14 protein-coding genes are annotated in these 17531 nt (G+C 67.8%); all 14 read right to left on the bottom strand.

Going from position 1 to position 17531, the window contains the following annotated elements; translation table 11 throughout:
- Window positions 1-14 precede the first annotated feature (14 nt).
- Window positions 15-338: a hypothetical protein gene (locus C693_RS0119800; protein ID WP_017464021.1), complete on the bottom strand. Its 324-nt coding sequence runs from the start codon at window positions 336-338 to the stop codon at window positions 15-17.
- Between the two features lie 87 nt (window positions 339-425).
- On the bottom strand, window positions 426-1766 hold the full coding sequence (locus C693_RS0119805) for a sigma-54-dependent transcriptional regulator (RefSeq protein WP_017464022.1): 1341 nt from the start codon (window positions 1764-1766) through the stop codon (window positions 426-428).
- A gap of 156 nt (window positions 1767-1922) precedes the next feature.
- Window positions 1923-3716 (bottom strand): DUF885 domain-containing protein, encoded by a 1794-nt coding sequence (locus tag C693_RS0119810; RefSeq protein WP_017464023.1) that lies wholly within the window; start codon window positions 3714-3716, stop codon window positions 1923-1925.
- A gap of 117 nt (window positions 3717-3833) precedes the next feature.
- Window positions 3834-4502, bottom strand: a complete 669-nt coding sequence (locus tag C693_RS22795; protein WP_157798674.1) for a hypothetical protein — start codon at window positions 4500-4502, stop codon at window positions 3834-3836.
- Between the two features lie 36 nt (window positions 4503-4538).
- Complete coding sequence (locus C693_RS0119820; RefSeq protein ID WP_017464025.1) at window positions 4539-5771, bottom strand: ABC transporter permease; 1233 nt, start codon at window positions 5769-5771, stop codon at window positions 4539-4541.
- An 18-nt stretch (window positions 5772-5789) separates the two neighbouring features.
- A complete protein-coding gene (locus tag C693_RS0119825; RefSeq protein WP_017464026.1) occupies window positions 5790-7106 on the bottom strand; it encodes an ABC transporter permease in 1317 nt (438 codons plus the stop codon).
- 47 nt (window positions 7107-7153) lie between these two features.
- On the bottom strand, window positions 7154-8371 hold the full coding sequence (locus C693_RS0119830; RefSeq protein WP_017464027.1) for an ABC transporter permease: 1218 nt from the start codon (window positions 8369-8371) through the stop codon (window positions 7154-7156).
- Window positions 8372-8382: 11 nt separating this feature from the next.
- Window positions 8383-9684 carry an ABC transporter permease gene (locus C693_RS0119835; protein ID WP_017464028.1) on the bottom strand — a complete coding sequence of 434 codons (1302 nt, stop codon included), beginning with the start codon at window positions 9682-9684 and terminating at the stop codon, window positions 8383-8385.
- A 26-nt stretch (window positions 9685-9710) separates the two neighbouring features.
- Complete coding sequence (locus C693_RS0119840; protein ID WP_026107576.1) at window positions 9711-10934, bottom strand: ABC transporter permease; 1224 nt, start codon at window positions 10932-10934, stop codon at window positions 9711-9713.
- 10 nt (window positions 10935-10944) lie between these two features.
- Window positions 10945-12237, bottom strand: coding sequence for an ABC transporter permease (locus C693_RS0119845; protein WP_017464030.1), 1293 nt, complete (start codon window positions 12235-12237; stop codon window positions 10945-10947).
- A 55-nt stretch (window positions 12238-12292) separates the two neighbouring features.
- Entirely contained in the window at window positions 12293-13516 is a 1224-nt protein-coding gene (locus C693_RS0119850; RefSeq protein WP_026107577.1) for an ABC transporter permease, read from the bottom strand.
- Between the two features lie 8 nt (window positions 13517-13524).
- Window positions 13525-14829, bottom strand: coding sequence for an ABC transporter permease (locus C693_RS0119855; RefSeq protein ID WP_017464032.1), 1305 nt, complete (start codon window positions 14827-14829; stop codon window positions 13525-13527).
- 135 nt (window positions 14830-14964) lie between these two features.
- Window positions 14965-16194: an ABC transporter permease gene (locus tag C693_RS0119865; protein ID WP_017464034.1), complete on the bottom strand. Its 1230-nt coding sequence runs from the start codon at window positions 16192-16194 to the stop codon at window positions 14965-14967.
- Window positions 16195-16202: 8 nt separating this feature from the next.
- Window positions 16203-17507: an ABC transporter permease gene (locus tag C693_RS0119870; RefSeq protein ID WP_017464035.1), complete on the bottom strand. Its 1305-nt coding sequence runs from the start codon at window positions 17505-17507 to the stop codon at window positions 16203-16205.
- Between the last annotated feature and the right edge of the window lie 24 nt (window positions 17508-17531).

Raw genomic sequence — 17531 nt, forward strand, 5'->3', positions numbered from 1 at the left:
CTGGCCGGTGCGGGTCAACGACATGCAGGATCCATCGGCGTGGCGGCGCAGTTCACGGTGGGACGACCGTCGCGCCCGAGCTGGTTGCCGCCCATCACCGGGGCCTTGCCGGCAGCCTCCATCGCGTCGTTGCGCATCGGCGTGGCACCGCGCCGCTCCTTGAACTTGAAATGGTTGTCCGAGTCCGATTTCGGCTTCAGCGGATTGGCATCCTCGTACTTCACCGTCGACGCCGGCGCCGGCTGGCTCCAGCGGTCGCTGGCCGCGGTCGGAGTGGTCTGCGCGTGGACGGCGCCAGCAGCCAGCAGGGCGCTGGCGAACAGCAGTCGCAGGGTCATGGCATCGCTCCTTGTCGGCATGAATGCCCCCTTTTTACGCCATCCGCGAGGCCGACGGCCACTGCCGGTCGGCCTGCAGCCACGGCCTCAACCACTCACCACCAGGCCGTAGCGTTCGATGCGACGGTACAGCGCCTGGCGCGAGAGGCCCAGCGCCTGCGCCGCCCGGCTGACCACGCCATCGGCCCTGGCCAGCGCCGCTTCCACCGATTCCCGGCTGGGCTCGTCCAGGTTGCGCGACGGGCTGGCCGTCACCGTGGGCAGGTTGAGCAGCTCCGGCGTGATCGGGCGACCGCCCGAGAGCAGTGCGGCACGCTCGATCGCGTTCTTCAGTTCGCGCACGTTGCCCGGCCAGGGGTAGGCCAGCAACGCCTCGCGCGCGGTGTCGCCCAGTTCGGCGCGACCGTCGAGGAAGTGCTCGGCCAACGGCAGGATGTCGTCGATGCGATCGGACAGCGGCGGCAGGTTCACGTCGATCACGTTGAGCCGGTAGTACAGGTCCTCGCGGAACGTACCGGTCTTGATCATCGCCTTGAGATCGGCATTGGTGGCGCTGAGCACGCGTACCTTCGCATGGCGCGTGCGGCCGGAACCGAGCCGCTCGAACTGGCCGGTCTCCAGCACGCGCAACAGCTTCATCTGGCCCGGGAGCGGCAGGTTGCCGATCTCGTCCAGGAACAGCGTGCCGCCGTCGGCCAGCTCGAAGCGGCCTTCGCGCGCCTTGTTCGCGCCGGTGTAGGCGCCGGCCTCCGCGCCGAACAGTTCGGCCTCGATCAGCTCACCCGGCAGCGCACCGCAGTTCACCGCCACGAACGGCCCGCGCTTCACTGCGGAGTTGGCGTGGATGATCGCCGCGATGCGCTCCTTGCCCGCGCCGTTCGGCCCGGTGATCAGCACCGGCACCTCCGAGCGCGCCACCTGGCAGGCCAGCTCCAGCGTCTGCGCCATGGCATCGGAGGCGAACACCAGCCCGTCCAGTTCGTAGCGGCTGCGCAGGTTTTCGCGGCGGCGGCGGCGCTCGTGGCGCGAACGCGCCACCTCGCGGGTGGATTCGGACAGCTCCAGCAGATTCTCCACCGTGGCCAGCAGCTTGGCGTCGTCCCACGGCTTGGCGAGGTAGTCGGCGGCGCCGGCCTTGACCAGCTCCACCGCGGTTTCCAGGTGCGTCCACGCGGTCAGCAGGATCACCGGCAGGTCCGGATGCTGCTCGCGGATCGCCCGGAACAGCGCCACGCCCTCCTCGCCCGAGGTGGTATCGGCGGTGAAGTTCATGTCCTGGATCACCACGCAGACGTTCTCGCGTGCCAGCACCGCCAGCCCCTCTTCCGGGGTGAGCGCCACCAGCGGGCGGATTTCGTGCAGCGACAGCGCCAGCGAGAGCGCCTCGCCTACGGACGGGTTGTCGTCGATGATCAGTACGGTGCGCATCTTTCGTCTACACATGCGGGCATGGATGCAGCTCCATGCGAAAAGGTTGCATGGCCGGGGGCGTCAACGCCACCCCCGACCGGATCCGCGCCAAAGCACCGGCCCCGGCGCGCGCTCCACCGGTAGCGCCGGAGGAAAGCGCGGGAGCCGGAAGCCTCACGCCTTGGCCTTCTGCGCCGCGATCCATCCGTCCACGCGCTGCTCCAGCACGTCCAGCGGCAGCGCGCCGCCATCGAGGATCTCGTCGTGGAAGGCGCGGATCTCGAAGCGCTTGCCCAGCTCGCGCTTGGCCCGGGCTCGCAGCTGCAGGATCTTCAGCTCGCCCATCTTGTACGCCAGCGCCTGGCCCGGCCAGGTGATGTAGCGATCGGTCTCGGCCTGCACGTCCGGCTCGTCCTCGCTGGAATGGGCGTGGAAGAAGTCCACCATCTGCTGTCGCGTCCAGTGCTTGTAGTGCACGCCTGTGTCCAGCACCAGCCGGTCGGCGCGCAGCAGCTCGTCGGACAGGCGGCCGTAGTCGGACAGCGGGTCCTTGTAGAAGCCGATGTCCTTGCCCAGCTGTTCGGCATACAGCGCCCAGCCCTCGACGTACGCGGTGTAACCGCCCTGCTGCCGGAACGGCGGCAGCTTGGGCAGGGTCTGCGCGATCGAGATCTGCATGTGATGGCCCGGGATACCCTCGTGGTACGCGGTCGACTCGATGGTCAGCACGCTGCGATGGGCGAAGTCGCCGGTGTTGACGAAGATCTGTCCCGGCCGCGAGCCATCCGGGGTGCCCTGGTGATACTCGGCCGCCGCGGCCTCCTTTTCGCGGAACGGTTCCACCGGCACCACCACCACCTTGGTCTTGGGCAGCAGGCCGAACAGCTTGGGCAGTTCCGGCTGCATCTGCGCCAGGTAGCCGCGGTAGCGGTTCAGGATGTCCTCGCGCGAGGTGGCGTGCACCTTCGGGTTGGTCTTCAGCGCGGCGCGGAAGGCGGCCAGGTCCTTGTAGCCCTGAGCGTGGGCGATCTTCGTCATCTCGCCTTCGATGCGGGCGACCTCCTTCAGTCCGAGCTCGTGGATCTGCTCGGGCGTCTGGTCGGTGGTGGTCATCTGTTGCACGTCGAAGCGGTAGATCGCATCGCCGTTGGGCAGGTCCCACACGCCCGGTTGCAGGCGGCCGTGCGGGGCGTAGTCCCTGGCCACGAACGTGCCCAGCTTGGCGTAGGCCGGCCGCACGTCCTGGTCGATCGCCGCCAGGATGGCCTGCTTCAGCCGCGCCTGGTCGGCCGCCGACACCGAGGCGGGAAAATGCTTCAGCGGCTCGGCAAACACACTGTCCATGCCGGCCGGCTTGCCGATCGCGTCGATCTGCTTGACCACCGCCTCGAGCAGGTACTTCGGCGGCATCATGCGGTCGCGCAGGCCCTGCCGCGCCACGTCGGCGACCTGGTCGAACGCCGCCGGCACCGCCTTCAGCCGCGCCAGGTAGTCCTCGTATTCCTTGGTGTTGTCGAACGGGATCGAACTGATGAATCCGGCCAGCTGCAGGTGGATGCCGTTCATCTGGTCCAGCGGCATCTCGTCCAGCTTCAGCTCGTGCGCGCGCATCGCGTCCTTCAGCTGGCGCACCATCAGCTCGTGGTTGAGCTTGTCGTTGTCGCTGAAACCCCGGGTGTCGATCGCCTGGAAACGGCGCAGGAAGTCGCCGGTCCAGCGGTACTCCGCCTGTGCGTGGGCCAGCGACAGGTCGCTGAAGCGGTCGTTGTAGCGCAGGTCGCCGAGGATGGTCGCGTACTCCGGCGCATTCTCCAGCGTGTGCTGCCACTGCTCGTCGAGCAGCTTGTTCTGCGCGGCGACCCGTGCCGTCACGTCGGCAACCGGGGCGGACGCCGCCGCTACCTCGTGCGGCACCATCGCCCCCCCCACCACCAGGCCCACGGCCACCATCAGCGGCAACATCTTCATCGTCGACAACTCCCTTGAAAGAACCCCGATTCTGCCCGAACGCCGGCCACGGGTGATGGGCCGTTATTCACACGCCATGGATCCACGCGCCATGCCACCGATCCGCCGGCCGGCGCCTCACTTCATGCCGGGCTGGCCCGGTGGGGTCGCTCCGTCGAACCATTGCGCGCGGATACCCTCGACGGCACCGATGCGTGCCTGCCGGCTGACCCAGAGCGTGCCGCCACGCGCCGCAACAATCGGGCCGTCCACCACCACGCCCGGACCGATCACCACCAGCGGCAGTCGCTTCCGCACCTCGTCCTGCGCATCGGTGGAGGGGCGCGGCTTGTCCAGGTAGATGCCCTTGCCGACATGGGTGGTGCCATGCAGCAGGATCTTTCCCGACACCGTGTGGATGGCACCGGCGATCTCGGCGTCCTGCGCGTCGAGGCCGGCGACCAGCGTCCGCAGGTCGCCGCCGACATGGGCGCCCCAGGCCAGCGAGACCTGGCCGTCCACCGCGGACAGGTCGTGCCGGCAGGTCGCGCCACGCTCCAGCACAACCGGACCATCGACGGTGTCGATGGTCTTCGCCGTCGCCCCTTCGCCCAGCGTGACGCCACCGTCCACGCTGCGGATCTTGCCCGCCTCCGCCCTGGCGGCCAGATGCACGCCGCCATCGACCGAATAGACCGGGCGTGGCAGGTGTCCCGCGGCAATCTCGGTCGGCTGGTCCAGGTGCATCACGCAGCCGCTACACACGAGTGCGGCAAGGCATGCCGTCGTCCAGGTGATCTGTCTCACTCCGTTCTCCTTGAGCTTCCTACCAGCCATCCACCATCACACACTCCGCGTCGCCACCACCGGCGGCACGGCCGCAGCGCGCAGCGCTGGGGCCAGTACCGACAGCTGTCCCAGCGCCCACAGCGCCAGAGCGCCAACCGGCAGGTACCACAACGGCAGTCGCGGCAGTTCGTAGCGACTCATCAGCAGCAGGTTGAGTGCCACCGCGAGCACCGCCCCGATCACGACGCCAGCGCCTACGATCAGGAAATTCTCGGCCTGGAAATAGCGCAGGATGTCGCCGCGCGTGGCGCCGATCGCCCGGCGGATGCCGATCGTCCGCGTGCGTTGCTGTACCCAGAAATTGGCCAGGCCGGCAATGCCGAGCGCGGTGACGAACAGCAGGCCCAGGCCAGCGGCGATCAGCAGACCGATCATGGTGATATCGCGCTGGAAATAGCGCGCGCGTATCTGCGTGTAGGTCTTCATCCGTTGCGGGTCGACCAGGCGGCTCGGGCTGGCCGCCAACAGGGCCGCCCGGCCCGCCCGCAGTATCCGTGCGCGGTCCTGCGGTGCGCTGCGCAGCACATAGAGCACGCCGGCATCCACGGGACGCTGCGGCCAGATCATGCTCTGGCCGGCGACGCCCGGCTGGTTCGGAGCTGGCCGCAGCAGGGTATCCACGATGCCGACGACGCGGATGAAGTCGTGGCCGTCGTACATGCTCTGTCCGAGCGCCGAACGCCCTGGATACATGGCCTTCGCCAAGGCTTGCGTGATGATCGCGACCGCCGGCTTGCCCTTGTCGACGTACTCGTCGGGCAGGAAATCGCGCCCCGCGACAAGACGCAGGCCCAGGGTATCGACCAGGCCAGGCGTGCCGTCGTATACGGCAGGTTGCATGCACCCGCTACCTTCGATCGAATTGCGCTGCATCGCGCGATCCAGCGCCTCCTTGCTGGGACAGAAGCCACGGGACGACTCGCTCCGGTTCAGCGGCAGCGAATAACTCACCGCCACCGCGGAGCGCACCCCGGGAATGGCGCGCAGCGCCGCCAGATCGGCCGCATGCCGGGCCTGCGGGCTCTCGTCTTTACCGATGCCGCTGCTGTGGATCACCGACAGCTCGGACTCGGCAATGCCGGTCGACACGCTGACCCGCTGGATCCGCTGGGCGACCATGAACACCACGTTGCAGACGATGGCGCAGGTGAAAGCCACCTGCAGCATCAGCAGGCTGGCGGTGAGTTTGTGTCGACGCAGGCTGGACAGGATGGGACGAAATTCCATGTCGTACTCCGATGGCCGCTACTGGGCCTTGAGCTGAAGGGCAGGCGCTATGCGGCAGGCACGCCACGCCGGCAACAGGCTGGCCAGCACGCTGGCCAGCACGGCCAGCACAAAGGTGCCGGCGAGCATCGTCGGGTCCATCTGGGCCAGTCGCGCATAGTCGTCCGGCCGGTGGCGCACGCTCCACAGGCCGAGCTGGGCGATGGCAAGGCCCAGCGCACCGCCGGCGATACCGATCAGCGCCGACTCGATCGCCAGTTGCGCGAAGATGTCGCGCCGCCGCGCGCCCAGCGCGCGTCGCACGCTGATCTCGCCGCCACGGCGCAGGAACTTCGCCAGCAGCAGGGCAACGATGTTCAGCATGCACACGAACAGGAAACCCAGCGCCAGCCACAGCTGCAGCTGGACGTCGTCCGGCACCAGGTTCTCGTGCGCCAGCCAGCCCATCAGGCTGTAAAGCTTCGCGTCCGTCGGCGGCCGTTCGAAGCGGCCCAGTGCCTTCTGCTCTACCGAGTAGTCGACCAGGTACTGGCGATAGGCGGCCACCTGCGCCGGCGTGTCCAGTTCCACCCAGAACTGCAGCCAGCTCATCTCGGCACCACGCTTGCCGGAACCCGCCTTGTCGTCGCTACCCCAGCCCGACTGGTTGCCATTGACCGGCAGATCCTTGTCTATCGCCACCGACAGCGGCAGGAAGAAGCGATCGGTATCGCTGTACTGGGTACCCGTGTTGTCGGCGTAGAACTGCGGCGCGGGCGACCAGTCGGCCACCACGCCGATCACCCGGTAGTCCAGCTCCCCGAGATGCGCGGTGCGCCCCACCACGTCGGCGCGACCGAACAGCTTGCGTGCCAGCATGTCCGCCAGCACCACCACGTGCGCACCCGCGGCATCGTCGGCGGAGCTCCAACCACCGCCGTATTCGAAGCGGAGACCGAACAGCGCGAAGATGTCCGCGGTGGCATACCGCCCGCCGACGTAGAAAGGCTGCAACCCGTCCTGCGCGGGACGCGCGAGCAGAGTGCCACCGGCCATCGCCGCCTGCCGCACCGCGCGTTTCGCCTTAAGCAGTCCCATCGCATCCGGCCAGGTGAGGTTGTCGGATGGATCGGGGCTGTTCTCGCCACGGTGATAGTCCCGTGGCAGGGGATCGAGATGCGGTGTGTACAGATGCGCACTGCGGCCAGGCAGCGGATCGTCGGTCATCACGTGCAGCACGGTGATCATCGTCATGCTGGCGCCGATGCCCAGGCCGATCGCCAGCACCATCAGTCCGGTCAGGACGGGGCTGCGGCGCAGGCTGCGCAGCGCCAGATCCACGTAATAGGCAATCATTCGAAAACTCCCTTTTCTCGACGTTGGGCGGGCCGCGCGCTCGCCTTCTAGACGCTTCGTGTCGCCACCACTGGCGGGACATGCGATGCACGCAGGGCCGGACCGAGCACGGCGAGCTGGCCGAGCCCCCACAGCGCCAACGCGCCGATCGGCAGGTAGTAGAGCGGCAGGTGTGGCAGCTCGTAGAACTTCATCAGCACGGCGTTGAGCAGATAGGCCAGCAACATGCCCAGCGTGATGCCGATGGTGACGATCAGCAGGTTCTCGGTCTGGAAGTAGCGCAGGATGTCTCCGCGCGTGGCCCCCAGCGCACGACGCACGCCGATGGTGCGCCGGCGCTGACCCACCCAGAAGCTCGTGAGCCCGACGATGCCAAGCGCGGTGACGCCGAGCATGAGGACGACCACCCCGAGCAGCAGGCCGATCATGATGCGGTCGGTCTCGAAGTAGTCCGTGCGCAGGTCGCCCAGCGTCTTGCTGTCCTCCTGGTCCAGCACCACGTCGGGAGCGATCTTCGCCACCGCAGCCTTGGCATCGCGCAGCACCCGCTGCACATCCTGCGGTCGTGCCCGCAACAGGTAGGTCCCGGAGAGCGAACCTCCCGGCGCGGTGGGTGTGAACACCGTCCACTCGGCCTGCGCCATGTCGTACTGGTGCGGCTGCGCGCGTGCAAAGTGATCCACCACGCCGATGACGCGAAAGTGGAACTTGTCGCACCAGAAATCCTTGCCGAGCGGACTCTCGCCAGGCCACGCATGTTCCGCCAGCGCGCGCGTGACGAGCACCTGCGCATCGTTGGGGACGAAGCTGACCGCAGGCTGGTAGTCGTCCGCCTGCGGCAGCCTTCCCTCGACCAGCTTGAGACCCAGCGCCTTGAAGGTGCCCGGCCCTCCCAGCACGAAATCCACCACCCCGATCAGCTTCTTGTAACCACCCGGATCGTGCGTCACGCCGGCGGCCGCTCGCTGCGGCCCGAATGGCACCTGGTTGATCAGGGTGGCCGACTGCACGCCGGGGATGGCCTGCAGGCCGGCCAGCATGCGCGCGTTGACGTCCGCAGCCTGGCTCGGCTCGAAGCCGTTGACGCTCAATACCGCGAGGGAACGCTCATCGATGCCACTGTTGGTGTGGATCATCTCCATGCGCTGCGCGACCAGGAAGAAGGCGTTGCAAAGCACCGCACAGGCCAGCGCGATCTCCATCGCGATCAGCAGGGTGGCGAGGCGATGGCGGCGTAGCGCCGCGACGATGGGTTGAATCTGCATGACCGATCTCCTCACAGCGCCTTGAGCTGCCAACCGGGAACCACGCGGCTGGCGCGCAGCGCCGGGATAAATCCGGCGAGCAGGCTGGTGCATACCGCCAGTGCGAACGTGGCGAGGAACATGGTGGTGTCCAGTCGTGCAAGGTGGGCGTAGTCCACTGGCTGATGACGCACCAGCCACAGGCCGAGCAGGGTCAGAACCCAACCGAAGAAACCGCCGAGCAAGCCGATCACGCCCGCCTCGACCAGGCACTGCGCGAAGATCGCGCCGCGGCTGGCACCCAGTGCGCGGCGCACGCCGATCTCGCCGCTGCGGCGCAGAAACTTCGCCAACAAGAGCCCCACGGCGTTGAACAGGCAGATGACCAGGAACGCCAGCGCCAGCCATGCCTGCAAGCGCACGTCGTCCGGCACCTGGCCGCGCGCGGTCAGCCAGGTCATCAGGTCGCGCAGGCGCACGCGCTCGCTGCCCACGGCGAAGCGGCCCGCCGCCTTCTGCGTGTCCGCGTAGTGGTCCAGGAAACGCGCGTAATCGCGTACCTTGGCCGGGCTGCCCAGCTCGACCCAGAGCCACACCCAGACACAATCGGCGTGCACCATGTCGCGCGGATCCTTCGGCACGTGCCAGCAGGTGTACGGCTGGAAATTGCCCTGGTTGATTTCCAGGCTGCTGGTGAAGGGCGCGAAGACATCCTCGGTCTTGCTGAAGTTCTGGCTCCACGGATCGTAGAACAGGGGCGTGGGGCGCCAGGGCTTGAGCACGCCGACGATACGCACGTCGGTATCGCGCACCCGCAGGATGCGCCCCACGCTGTCGGCACCGCCGAACAGCTTCTGGTTGAGGCCGGCGGAAATCACCGCCACCCGCGCGCGGTGCGCATCGTCGTCCGCGCTCCAGCCCGAGCCGTACTGGAACGGCACGTCGAACATCGGAAAGAAATCCGCCGAGGTGGAGAGCAGGCCCAGCATCAATGGCGGCTGCCCGCTGTCCGGCAGGCGCACCTTCGCCGAGCTGCTGGTGATGATCGCCTGGCGGTCGGCGCGGTGCGCGCTCCACAGATCCACGGCCGAGCGGTAGTCCATCATCGGATAAGGCTGGGTATGCCCTTGCGACACCGGTGACTCCGGGTCCAGCTGCGGGAAAAACAGCACGCTGCTCCTGCCCGGCAGCGGGTCGCCGGACAGCAGATGCACGATGGTCAGCGTGGTCATGCTGGCGCCGATGCCGACGGCGATGGCCAGCACCATCAGTGCCGTCAGCACCTTGTTGCGCTTGAGGCTGCGCAGGGCGAGGTCGAGGTAGTAAGTGAACATGAATCGGTTCCCTTGAGTCGTTCGCTTCACGTGGAGCGTGTCGCCACCACCGGCGGTACCGCCGCGGCACGCAGCGCCGGACCGAGCACTGCAAGTTGCCCCAGCGTCCACAGGACAATTGCGCCGAGGGGCAGGTAGTAGCCCGGCAGCCGACCGAGTTCGTAGTGCCGCATCAGCACCAGGTTGATGCCATAGGCCAGCGCCATGCCGAGCACGATGCCGCCGGTGGCGATCAGGAAGTTCTCGGCCTGGAAATAGGTCCGGATATCGCGGCGCGAGGCGCCGATGGCGCGCCGGATGCCGATCTGCCGGCGCCGCTGTCCCACCCAGAAGCTGCTCAAGCCCACGATGCCCAGCGCGGTGACCAGCAGCAGCAACAGGCTCACGCCCACCAGCAACCAGGCCATGGCGCGGTCGTTGACGTAATACTTCGCGCGAGCCGCTTCCAGGGTGGTGGCGTACCTGGGTGAGATCAGCCGCAGCGGGCCATCGGCTTTCAGTGCCTGCAGCGCCTGACCGATCACCGCCTGCCGCCGGGCCGGGTCATCGACGCGCATCAGGTAGGTGCCGCGCGAATACGGCAGGTCGACCGGAAACATCATGGCGTACCGGTAGTCCCCGGCCGCACCGTAGTCCCGCGGCTGCACCAGCCGGTCCACCACCCCCACCACGCGATTGGCTCCAAAGGCGTAGATGGTCCGGCCAGCGGCGTCCTGACCGGGGAAAAGGTGCTGGGCGAGCGCGCGACTGATGATCACCGGCACGCCGGAAGCGCCGCCCTGCAGGGCGTCGTAGCTGACGAACTCGTCGGGGGTGAACCAGCGTCCGCTCGCCAGCTTCAGGCCCAGGGTGCGAGCCAGCTGGACGCCGCCGAAATACTGCGCCACCGGCATGCTCGGCGCTTTCGCGTCGTCGCTCAGGCTCACGCCGCTGAAGCTCACCGAATCACCAAACGGGATCGGGCTCGCGACCACCGCGTCACTCACCCCGGGCAGGGCGCGCAGGCGTGCCAGATCGGTGCGGGTCTGTGCCATCACCGCCTCCGGGGTGCCTGGCGTGACGCTGCGGACACCCACCTCGACCAGGTGCGTCTCGTCGACACCGCTCGGCCGCTGCATCCGCTCCAGCCGGGTACCGATGAGGAACAGCGCGTTGCAGACCACAGCACAGGAAAAGGCGATCTCCAGCACCAGCAGCCCCGCCGCGATCCGGTGGCGTCCCAAGGCACGAAGAATGTGGCGTAGATGCATCGTGGGTGTCCTAGTTCGACTTCAGGGCCACGGCCGGGGCGACGTGCATGGCCCTCCAGGCGGGCAGGAGTCCGGCCAGCAGGCTGCTGAGCAGGGCCAGCACGAAGGTCGCCAGCAGCATGCTCGGATCCATGCGGATCAAGCCGGCGTAGTCGGTCGGCTGATGGCGTACCAGCACCAGGCCCAGGCCGGCCAGCGCCAGCCCGCACACGCCACCGGCCAGTCCGACCACTCCGGCCTCGACCAGGCACTGCATGAAGATCGCGCGACGCGACGCACCCAGCGCGCGCCGCACGCTGATCTCGCCGCTGCGACGCAGGAACTTGGCCAGCAACAGGCCCACGGTGTTGAGCAGGCAGATGCCGAGAAAGCCCAGTGCCAGCCACACCTGCAACCGCACGTCCGAAGGCACCACGCCCTTGGCGTCCAGCCACTGCATCACGTCCAGCAGGCGGATCTGTCCGGGGTGGGTGAAGCGTCCGGCCTGTCGCTGCTGGGCCATGTAGTTTTGCAGGTATTGCCGGTAAGCCCGTCGTGTCGACGGGGCGTCGAGCTCGGCCCAGTACTGCAGCCACAGACAAGGCGCATCCGCGGCGTGCTCGTCGGGAACATTGCCCCAGCAATTCATCGTGCCGCTGGTCGCCAGATGCAGATCCAGCGCCGTAGCCAGCGGGACGAACACCTGCTCGCTGTCACCGAACCGGCCGTTGCTGAGATCGTAGAAGCGGGGATTCATGCTCCAGTCGTCCAGCACGCCGACGATCCGCAGCGACTGGCCTCCCACCTGCAGCATCGAGCCGGTGCTGTCGCGACCGCCGAACAGCTGATCGTTCAACGCGGCCGAGATCACCGCCACCCGGGCGTGGTGACCGTCGTCGCCACGATCCCAGCCGTGACCGAAGCGAAACGGCACGGCGAACATCGCGAAGAAATCCGCCGTGGTGTAGCGCGCCTCCAGGCTCAACGGATCGCCCTGTGCCGGCGTCACCACCATGGTGCCGGCCGACATCATCGCCTGGCGATCGGCACGGGCGTCGCGCAGCAGCGCCTCGGCATCCCGACGGGTCAGGTTGTCCGGCACCTTGTCGCCGGGCCTGAAATTGTCGTCCGGAAACACGTTCAGGCCCACGCGGAACAGGTCCGCGCTCTTCTGCGGGATCGGATCACCCGACAGCACGTGCATGACCGTCAACGTGGTCATGCTGGTACCGATACCCACCGCGATGGCCAACACCATCAGGGCGGTGAGAACCTTGTTGCGTTTCAGGCTGCGCAGGGCCAGATCGAGGTAGTAACTGATCATCGGGGACTCCTCCGCCCTGTACGCTCGCTGCACTCCTGCATCGCCATGGGTCGCCTCACACCGATCGCGTCGCCACTACCGGCGGCACGGCAGCCGCGCGCAGCGCCGGTCCCAGCACGGCGACCTGGCCGATCAGCCACAACGCGACGGCGCCGACCGGGAAGTAGATCGCGGGCAGGCGCGGCAGCTCGTAGTGCTGCATCAGGAACAGGTTGATGCCGTAGGCCAGCACCATGCCGAGGCCGATGCCGATGGTGGCGAGCAGGAAGTTCTCGGTCTGGAAGTAGTGCAGGATGTTGGCGCGGGTGGCGCCCAGCGCCCGCCGCACGCCGATCTGCCGGCGACGCTGTGCCACCCAGAAACTGCCCAGCCCGACGATGCCCAGCGCGGTCACCACCAATAGCGCGATGCATACCCCCACCAGCAGCACGGCCATCGCACGGTCCTGGCGGAAGAAATCGCTGCGCATGTCGTCCCAGATGTGCTGCGCGATCACCACCCGGTGCGGGTCGCTCTTCTTCAGTGCGGCGATGGCCGCCTTGAGCACGCGATCGCGCTCGCCGGGCGCCGTGCGCAGGATGTAGTTGCCGTCGAACACGCGCACCGGGAGGATGCCGGTGTACTGGGCCATGGCGTCGTCCCAGATCGAGGGGCGCACCAGCCCCCTAACCACCCCGACCACCCGCAGCGGCACCTCACTGCCCAGGTAGATCTGCTTGCCCAGGGCGCTCTGCCCCGGCCACAGGCGCTCGGCCAGTGCCTGGGTGATCACGATGACGCTGGGCAGGTGCTTCAGGTCGCCCGCCTGCGCCGCGTGCACCACCGCGTCGAAGTCCATGTAGTCGTCCGGCTGCAGCATCCGGCCCGACACCAGTTGCACGCCGAACGCCTGGGCGAGGTTCTCGCCGAAGTACGTGGTCATGTTCAGCGTGGACTGGCTCTGCTTGGGATCGAGCTTGATGCCGCTGTTGTTGGACGAGTTGCCGAACGGCACCTGGTTCACCGAGGCCACCTCGGTTACCCCGGGGATCTGCCGCAGCAGCGCCAGGTCTTCGGCCGTACGCGCCTTTTCGTCGTCGCGGCGGCCGATGTCGGCCAGCCGCAGGTGCACCAGCTCGTGCTCGGCGACGCCGCTGGGCATGTCCATGCGGTGCAGGCGCTGGGTGATCAGGAACACCGCATTGCAGACGATCGCGCAGGTCAGCGCGATCTGCAGGATCAGCAGCGTGGCCGTCACCTTGTGGCGGCGCAGGGTGGCAAGGATCGGAAGGATGTCCACGGCGGACCTCACTGGCTCTTCAGTTGCAGGGCGGGCGCAACCTGGCAGGCACGCCAGGCGGGCAACAGGCCGGCCAGCAGGCTGGCGCCCACGGCAAGCAGGAAGGTGGTCAGCAGCATGGTCGGGTCCAGGCGCGCCAGCTCGGCGTAATCGGAGGGTTGGTGGCGCACCGCCCACAGGCCGAGCAGAGCCAGGCCGAGGCCGCCAAGGCCGCCGGCCAGGCCGATCACCCCGGACTCCACCAGCAGCTGCGCGAACACGTTGCGGCGCGAGGCACCCAGCGCCCGGCGCACGCCGAGCTCGCCGGCGCGTCGCATGAACTTGGCCAGCATCAGGCCCACCGTGTTCACCAGGCACACCAGCAGGAAGCCGAACGCCAGGTACACCTGCAGCCGCACGTCGCTCGGCACCACCTTGTTGTAGTCCAGCCACTGCATCAGGCTGCGCAGCCGCACGTTGGGCGGGCGCTGGAAGCGGCCCAGGTCGTGCTGCTCGCGCGAGTAGTTGACCAGGAACTGCTTGTAGGCGGCGGCCTGGCTGGCGTCGTCCAGTTGCACCCAGAACTGCAGCCAGACGCAGGTGGCCGTTTCCAGGTGATCCTCGTCGCCACCGCCGCGGCCCCAGCAATCCATCGAGCCGTTGCGGTCCAGCCGCAGGTCGCGGAACGTGGTCAACGGCAGGAACGCGTCTTCCACGCCGCGATAGCCGCCTGTGTTGAGATCGTAGAAGTGCGGGTTGGGACGCCAGTCGCCGAGCACGCCGATGACCCGGAACGCGGTGTCCTTGATGCGCAGCGTCTGTCCGGTACTGTCCTTGCCGCCGAACAGCTTGTCGTTGAGCTTGCGGGTGATCACCGCCACGCGCGCCTTGGCATCGTCGTCTGCCGCATTCCAGCCGTGGCCGTACAGGAACGGCGCCTGGAACATGGCGAAGAAATCGGCCGTGGTGTAGCGCGCATCGCTGAAGAACGGGTCCAGATCCGATTGCGCCGGCTGCACCGGCACCGCGCCGCCGGTCATCAGCGCCTGACGAACGCCGCGATGGGCCCGGAGCAGGTTCATGCCGTCGATCCAGGTGACCTGCGCCGGCGGCTCCTTGCCCGGCTGGTAACCGTCCATGTCCTGCGGATCGAGCTGCGGATAGAACAGCGTTCCGCTGGCCCCGGGAATCGGGTCGCCCGACAGCACGTGGAACACGGTGAGCGTGGTCATGCTGGCGCCGATGCCGAGCGCGACGGCGAACACCATCAGCGCGGTGAGCGCCTTGTTGCGCTTAAGGCTGCGCAGCGCGAGATCGAGGTAGTACTGGAACATGGGGTTACTCCGCGCTCATCGTCGAATTTCCCGTAGGAGCCCGCTTGCGGGCGATGCTCTTGGCTTCGATGCGAAACCAGAGCAAGGGCATCGCCCGCAAGCGGGCTCCTACAGGCAGGCTCGTCATCGGGACTGTCATGCCGACCTCGTCGCCACCACCGGCGGCACCGCGGCGGCGCGCAGTGCCGGGCCGAGTACCGAGGCCTGGCCTATCAGCCACAGCGCGATGGCGCCGGCGGGCAGGTAGAACCAGGGCATGCGGGCCATCTCGTAGCGGTGCATCAGGTACACGTTGATGCCGAAGGCGAGCGCCATGCCCAGTGCCACGCCGCCGGTGCTGAGCAGGAAGTTCTCGGTCTGGAAGTACTGCAGGATGTGCGCGCGGCTGGCGCCGACCGCGCGGCGGATGCCGATCTGCCGGCGTCGCTGGTTCACCCAGAAGCTGGTCAGGCCGACGATGCCGAACGCGGTGACCGCCAGCATCACCACGCACACCAGCACCAGCATCCAGGCCATCGAGCTCATGTCGGCGAAGTAGCGACGGCGGATCTCCGGATAGCCGCGTCCGTGCGCCACGCCGCCGGGATTGAGGTCGGCGATCTTCTGCTCGGCTTCGCGCACCAGCCGGTCGCGGTCGCGTGGCGCGCTGCGCACCACGTAATGGGACAGCGCCCCCTTGGAGCCGGCCGCGCTCATCGGGAAGAACGCCGCGTCGTAGTTGGCCGGAGAGTTCGCGTCGCCGATGTACGGACGCAGCACGTCGGCCACGACGCCGATCACCGTGTAGTAGTGCGGCGTGGCATACAGCGTCTTGCCCACGGCCGGCTGCCCCGGCCACATTTTCCCGGCCAGGCTGCGGGTGACCAGCACCACGTGGGTTTCCGGCAGCGGCGACTTGTCAAAGTGGCTGTCGGCGTAGTCGCCGTCGTTGAAGGAGCGACCCTCGAGCACCTGCAGGCCGAGCGCCGCATCGCCACCGCTGCCAAGGAAGTACATCGATACGTTGCGGCTGCTGCGGTCGGTGAGCGCGTCACCCGGCTTGGTGCCGAAACCCCAGCCCCAGTTGTTCTGGCTCAGCGGCAGGGTGCTCACCACGGCGGCGGCCTGCACGCCCGGCAGGCCACGCAGGGCCGCCAGATTGCGCGGGATGTCGCTGCCGGCCAGTTCGGGGTCGGTGCCATTGAGCGTGACCTCGGCAATGCCGGCCTCGTCGATGGCATTGGGCAGGTGGATCGAGGCCACGCGCTGGCTGATCATGAACACGGCGTTGCACAGCACCGCGCAGGCGAGCGCGATCTCCAGCACGATCAGCAGGGCCGGGATGCGATGCCGGCGAAGGCTGGCGAGAATCGGTCGGATATCCATGGTCGGCCTCACATCGCCTTGAGCTGGGGAGCGGGCGCCAGCAGGCAGGCGCGCCAGGCCGGCAGCAGGCCGGCGATCAGGCTGGCCACCAGTGCCACCACGAACGTGAATGCGAACATCGCCGGGTCCAGATGCGCCAGGTGCGCGTACTGCGCCGGCTGGTGGCGGATGCCGAACAGGCCCAGCTCGGCGAACGCCAGCCCCAGCGCGCCCCCGGCGAGGCCGACGATGGAGGCCTCCACCATGAACTGCACGAAGATCTCGCGCCGCGTGGCGCCCAGGGCACGACGCACGCCGATTTCCTGCGAGCGCCTGAGGCACTTGGCCAGCAGCAGGCCGACAGTGTTCACCACGCAGATCAGCAGGAAGCCGAAGGCAAGGTAGACCTGCAGGCGCACGTCGTCCGGCACCACGTGCTGGTCGCGCAACCAGCCCATCAGGTCGAGCAGGGAACTATCGGTGCGCTGGAAGCGGCCGAGGGCGACCTGCTCCTTCACATAGCCATCGAGGAAGCGGCGGTAACTGGCCACGGCGGAGGAGTCGTCCAGTTCCACCCACAGGCCGAGCCATTGGCAGGGGGCCGTTTCCAGATGGGTGAAATCGTCGACGGCCTGATAGCACTCGGTGTCCTGCGGCCCCATCTTCAATGCGCGCGCGGCTTTGAGCGGCAGGAATACCGCGTCGCCGTCGCCGTAGTGGTCGCCACCCAGTCCCAGTGTGTAGAAGCGCGGCTGCGGCGCCCACGGCTTGAGCACGCCGACCACCCGGAAGTCGTGGTCGTTCAGGCGCACCATCCGCCCCACGCTGTCGGCGCCATCGAACAGCTTGTCGTTGAGGAAGCTGGCGATCACCACCACCTGCGAGCCGCCCTCGTCGTCCGTGGCGCTCCAGCCGCTGCCGTACTGGAACCCGGCATCGAACATCGCGAAGAAGTCGGCGGTGGTCATCACGCCGTCGCTGAAGAACGGATGCGCATGGGCCTGCGGCGGCATGATCTTGGCCTGGGTCAGCGCCATCACCGCCTGGCGCGTCGCCCGGTGGGCGTGCAGCAGGTTCATCGCATCCACGTAGCCCATCGTCCGCGGCAACCTGCCGTTCGAGTCGATCGCGCTGTTCTTCGGGCTGGGATCGAGCTGCGGGTAGAACAACCGCGCACTCTTCTGCGGCAGCGGGTCGCCCGAGAGCAGCCGCAGCACGGTGAGCGTGGTGATCGACGCACCGATGCCCAGCGCCAGCGCCAGCACCATCAGCACGGTGAGCACCCGGTTGCGCCGGAGACTGCGTACGGCCAGATCGAGGTAGTAGACCAACATCCCATTGCCCCTTGAGGAATCGTC

Source organism: Dyella ginsengisoli LA-4 (assembly GCF_000334915.1).
Lineage (GTDB): Bacteria > Pseudomonadota > Gammaproteobacteria > Xanthomonadales > Rhodanobacteraceae > Dyella_A > Dyella_A ginsengisoli_A.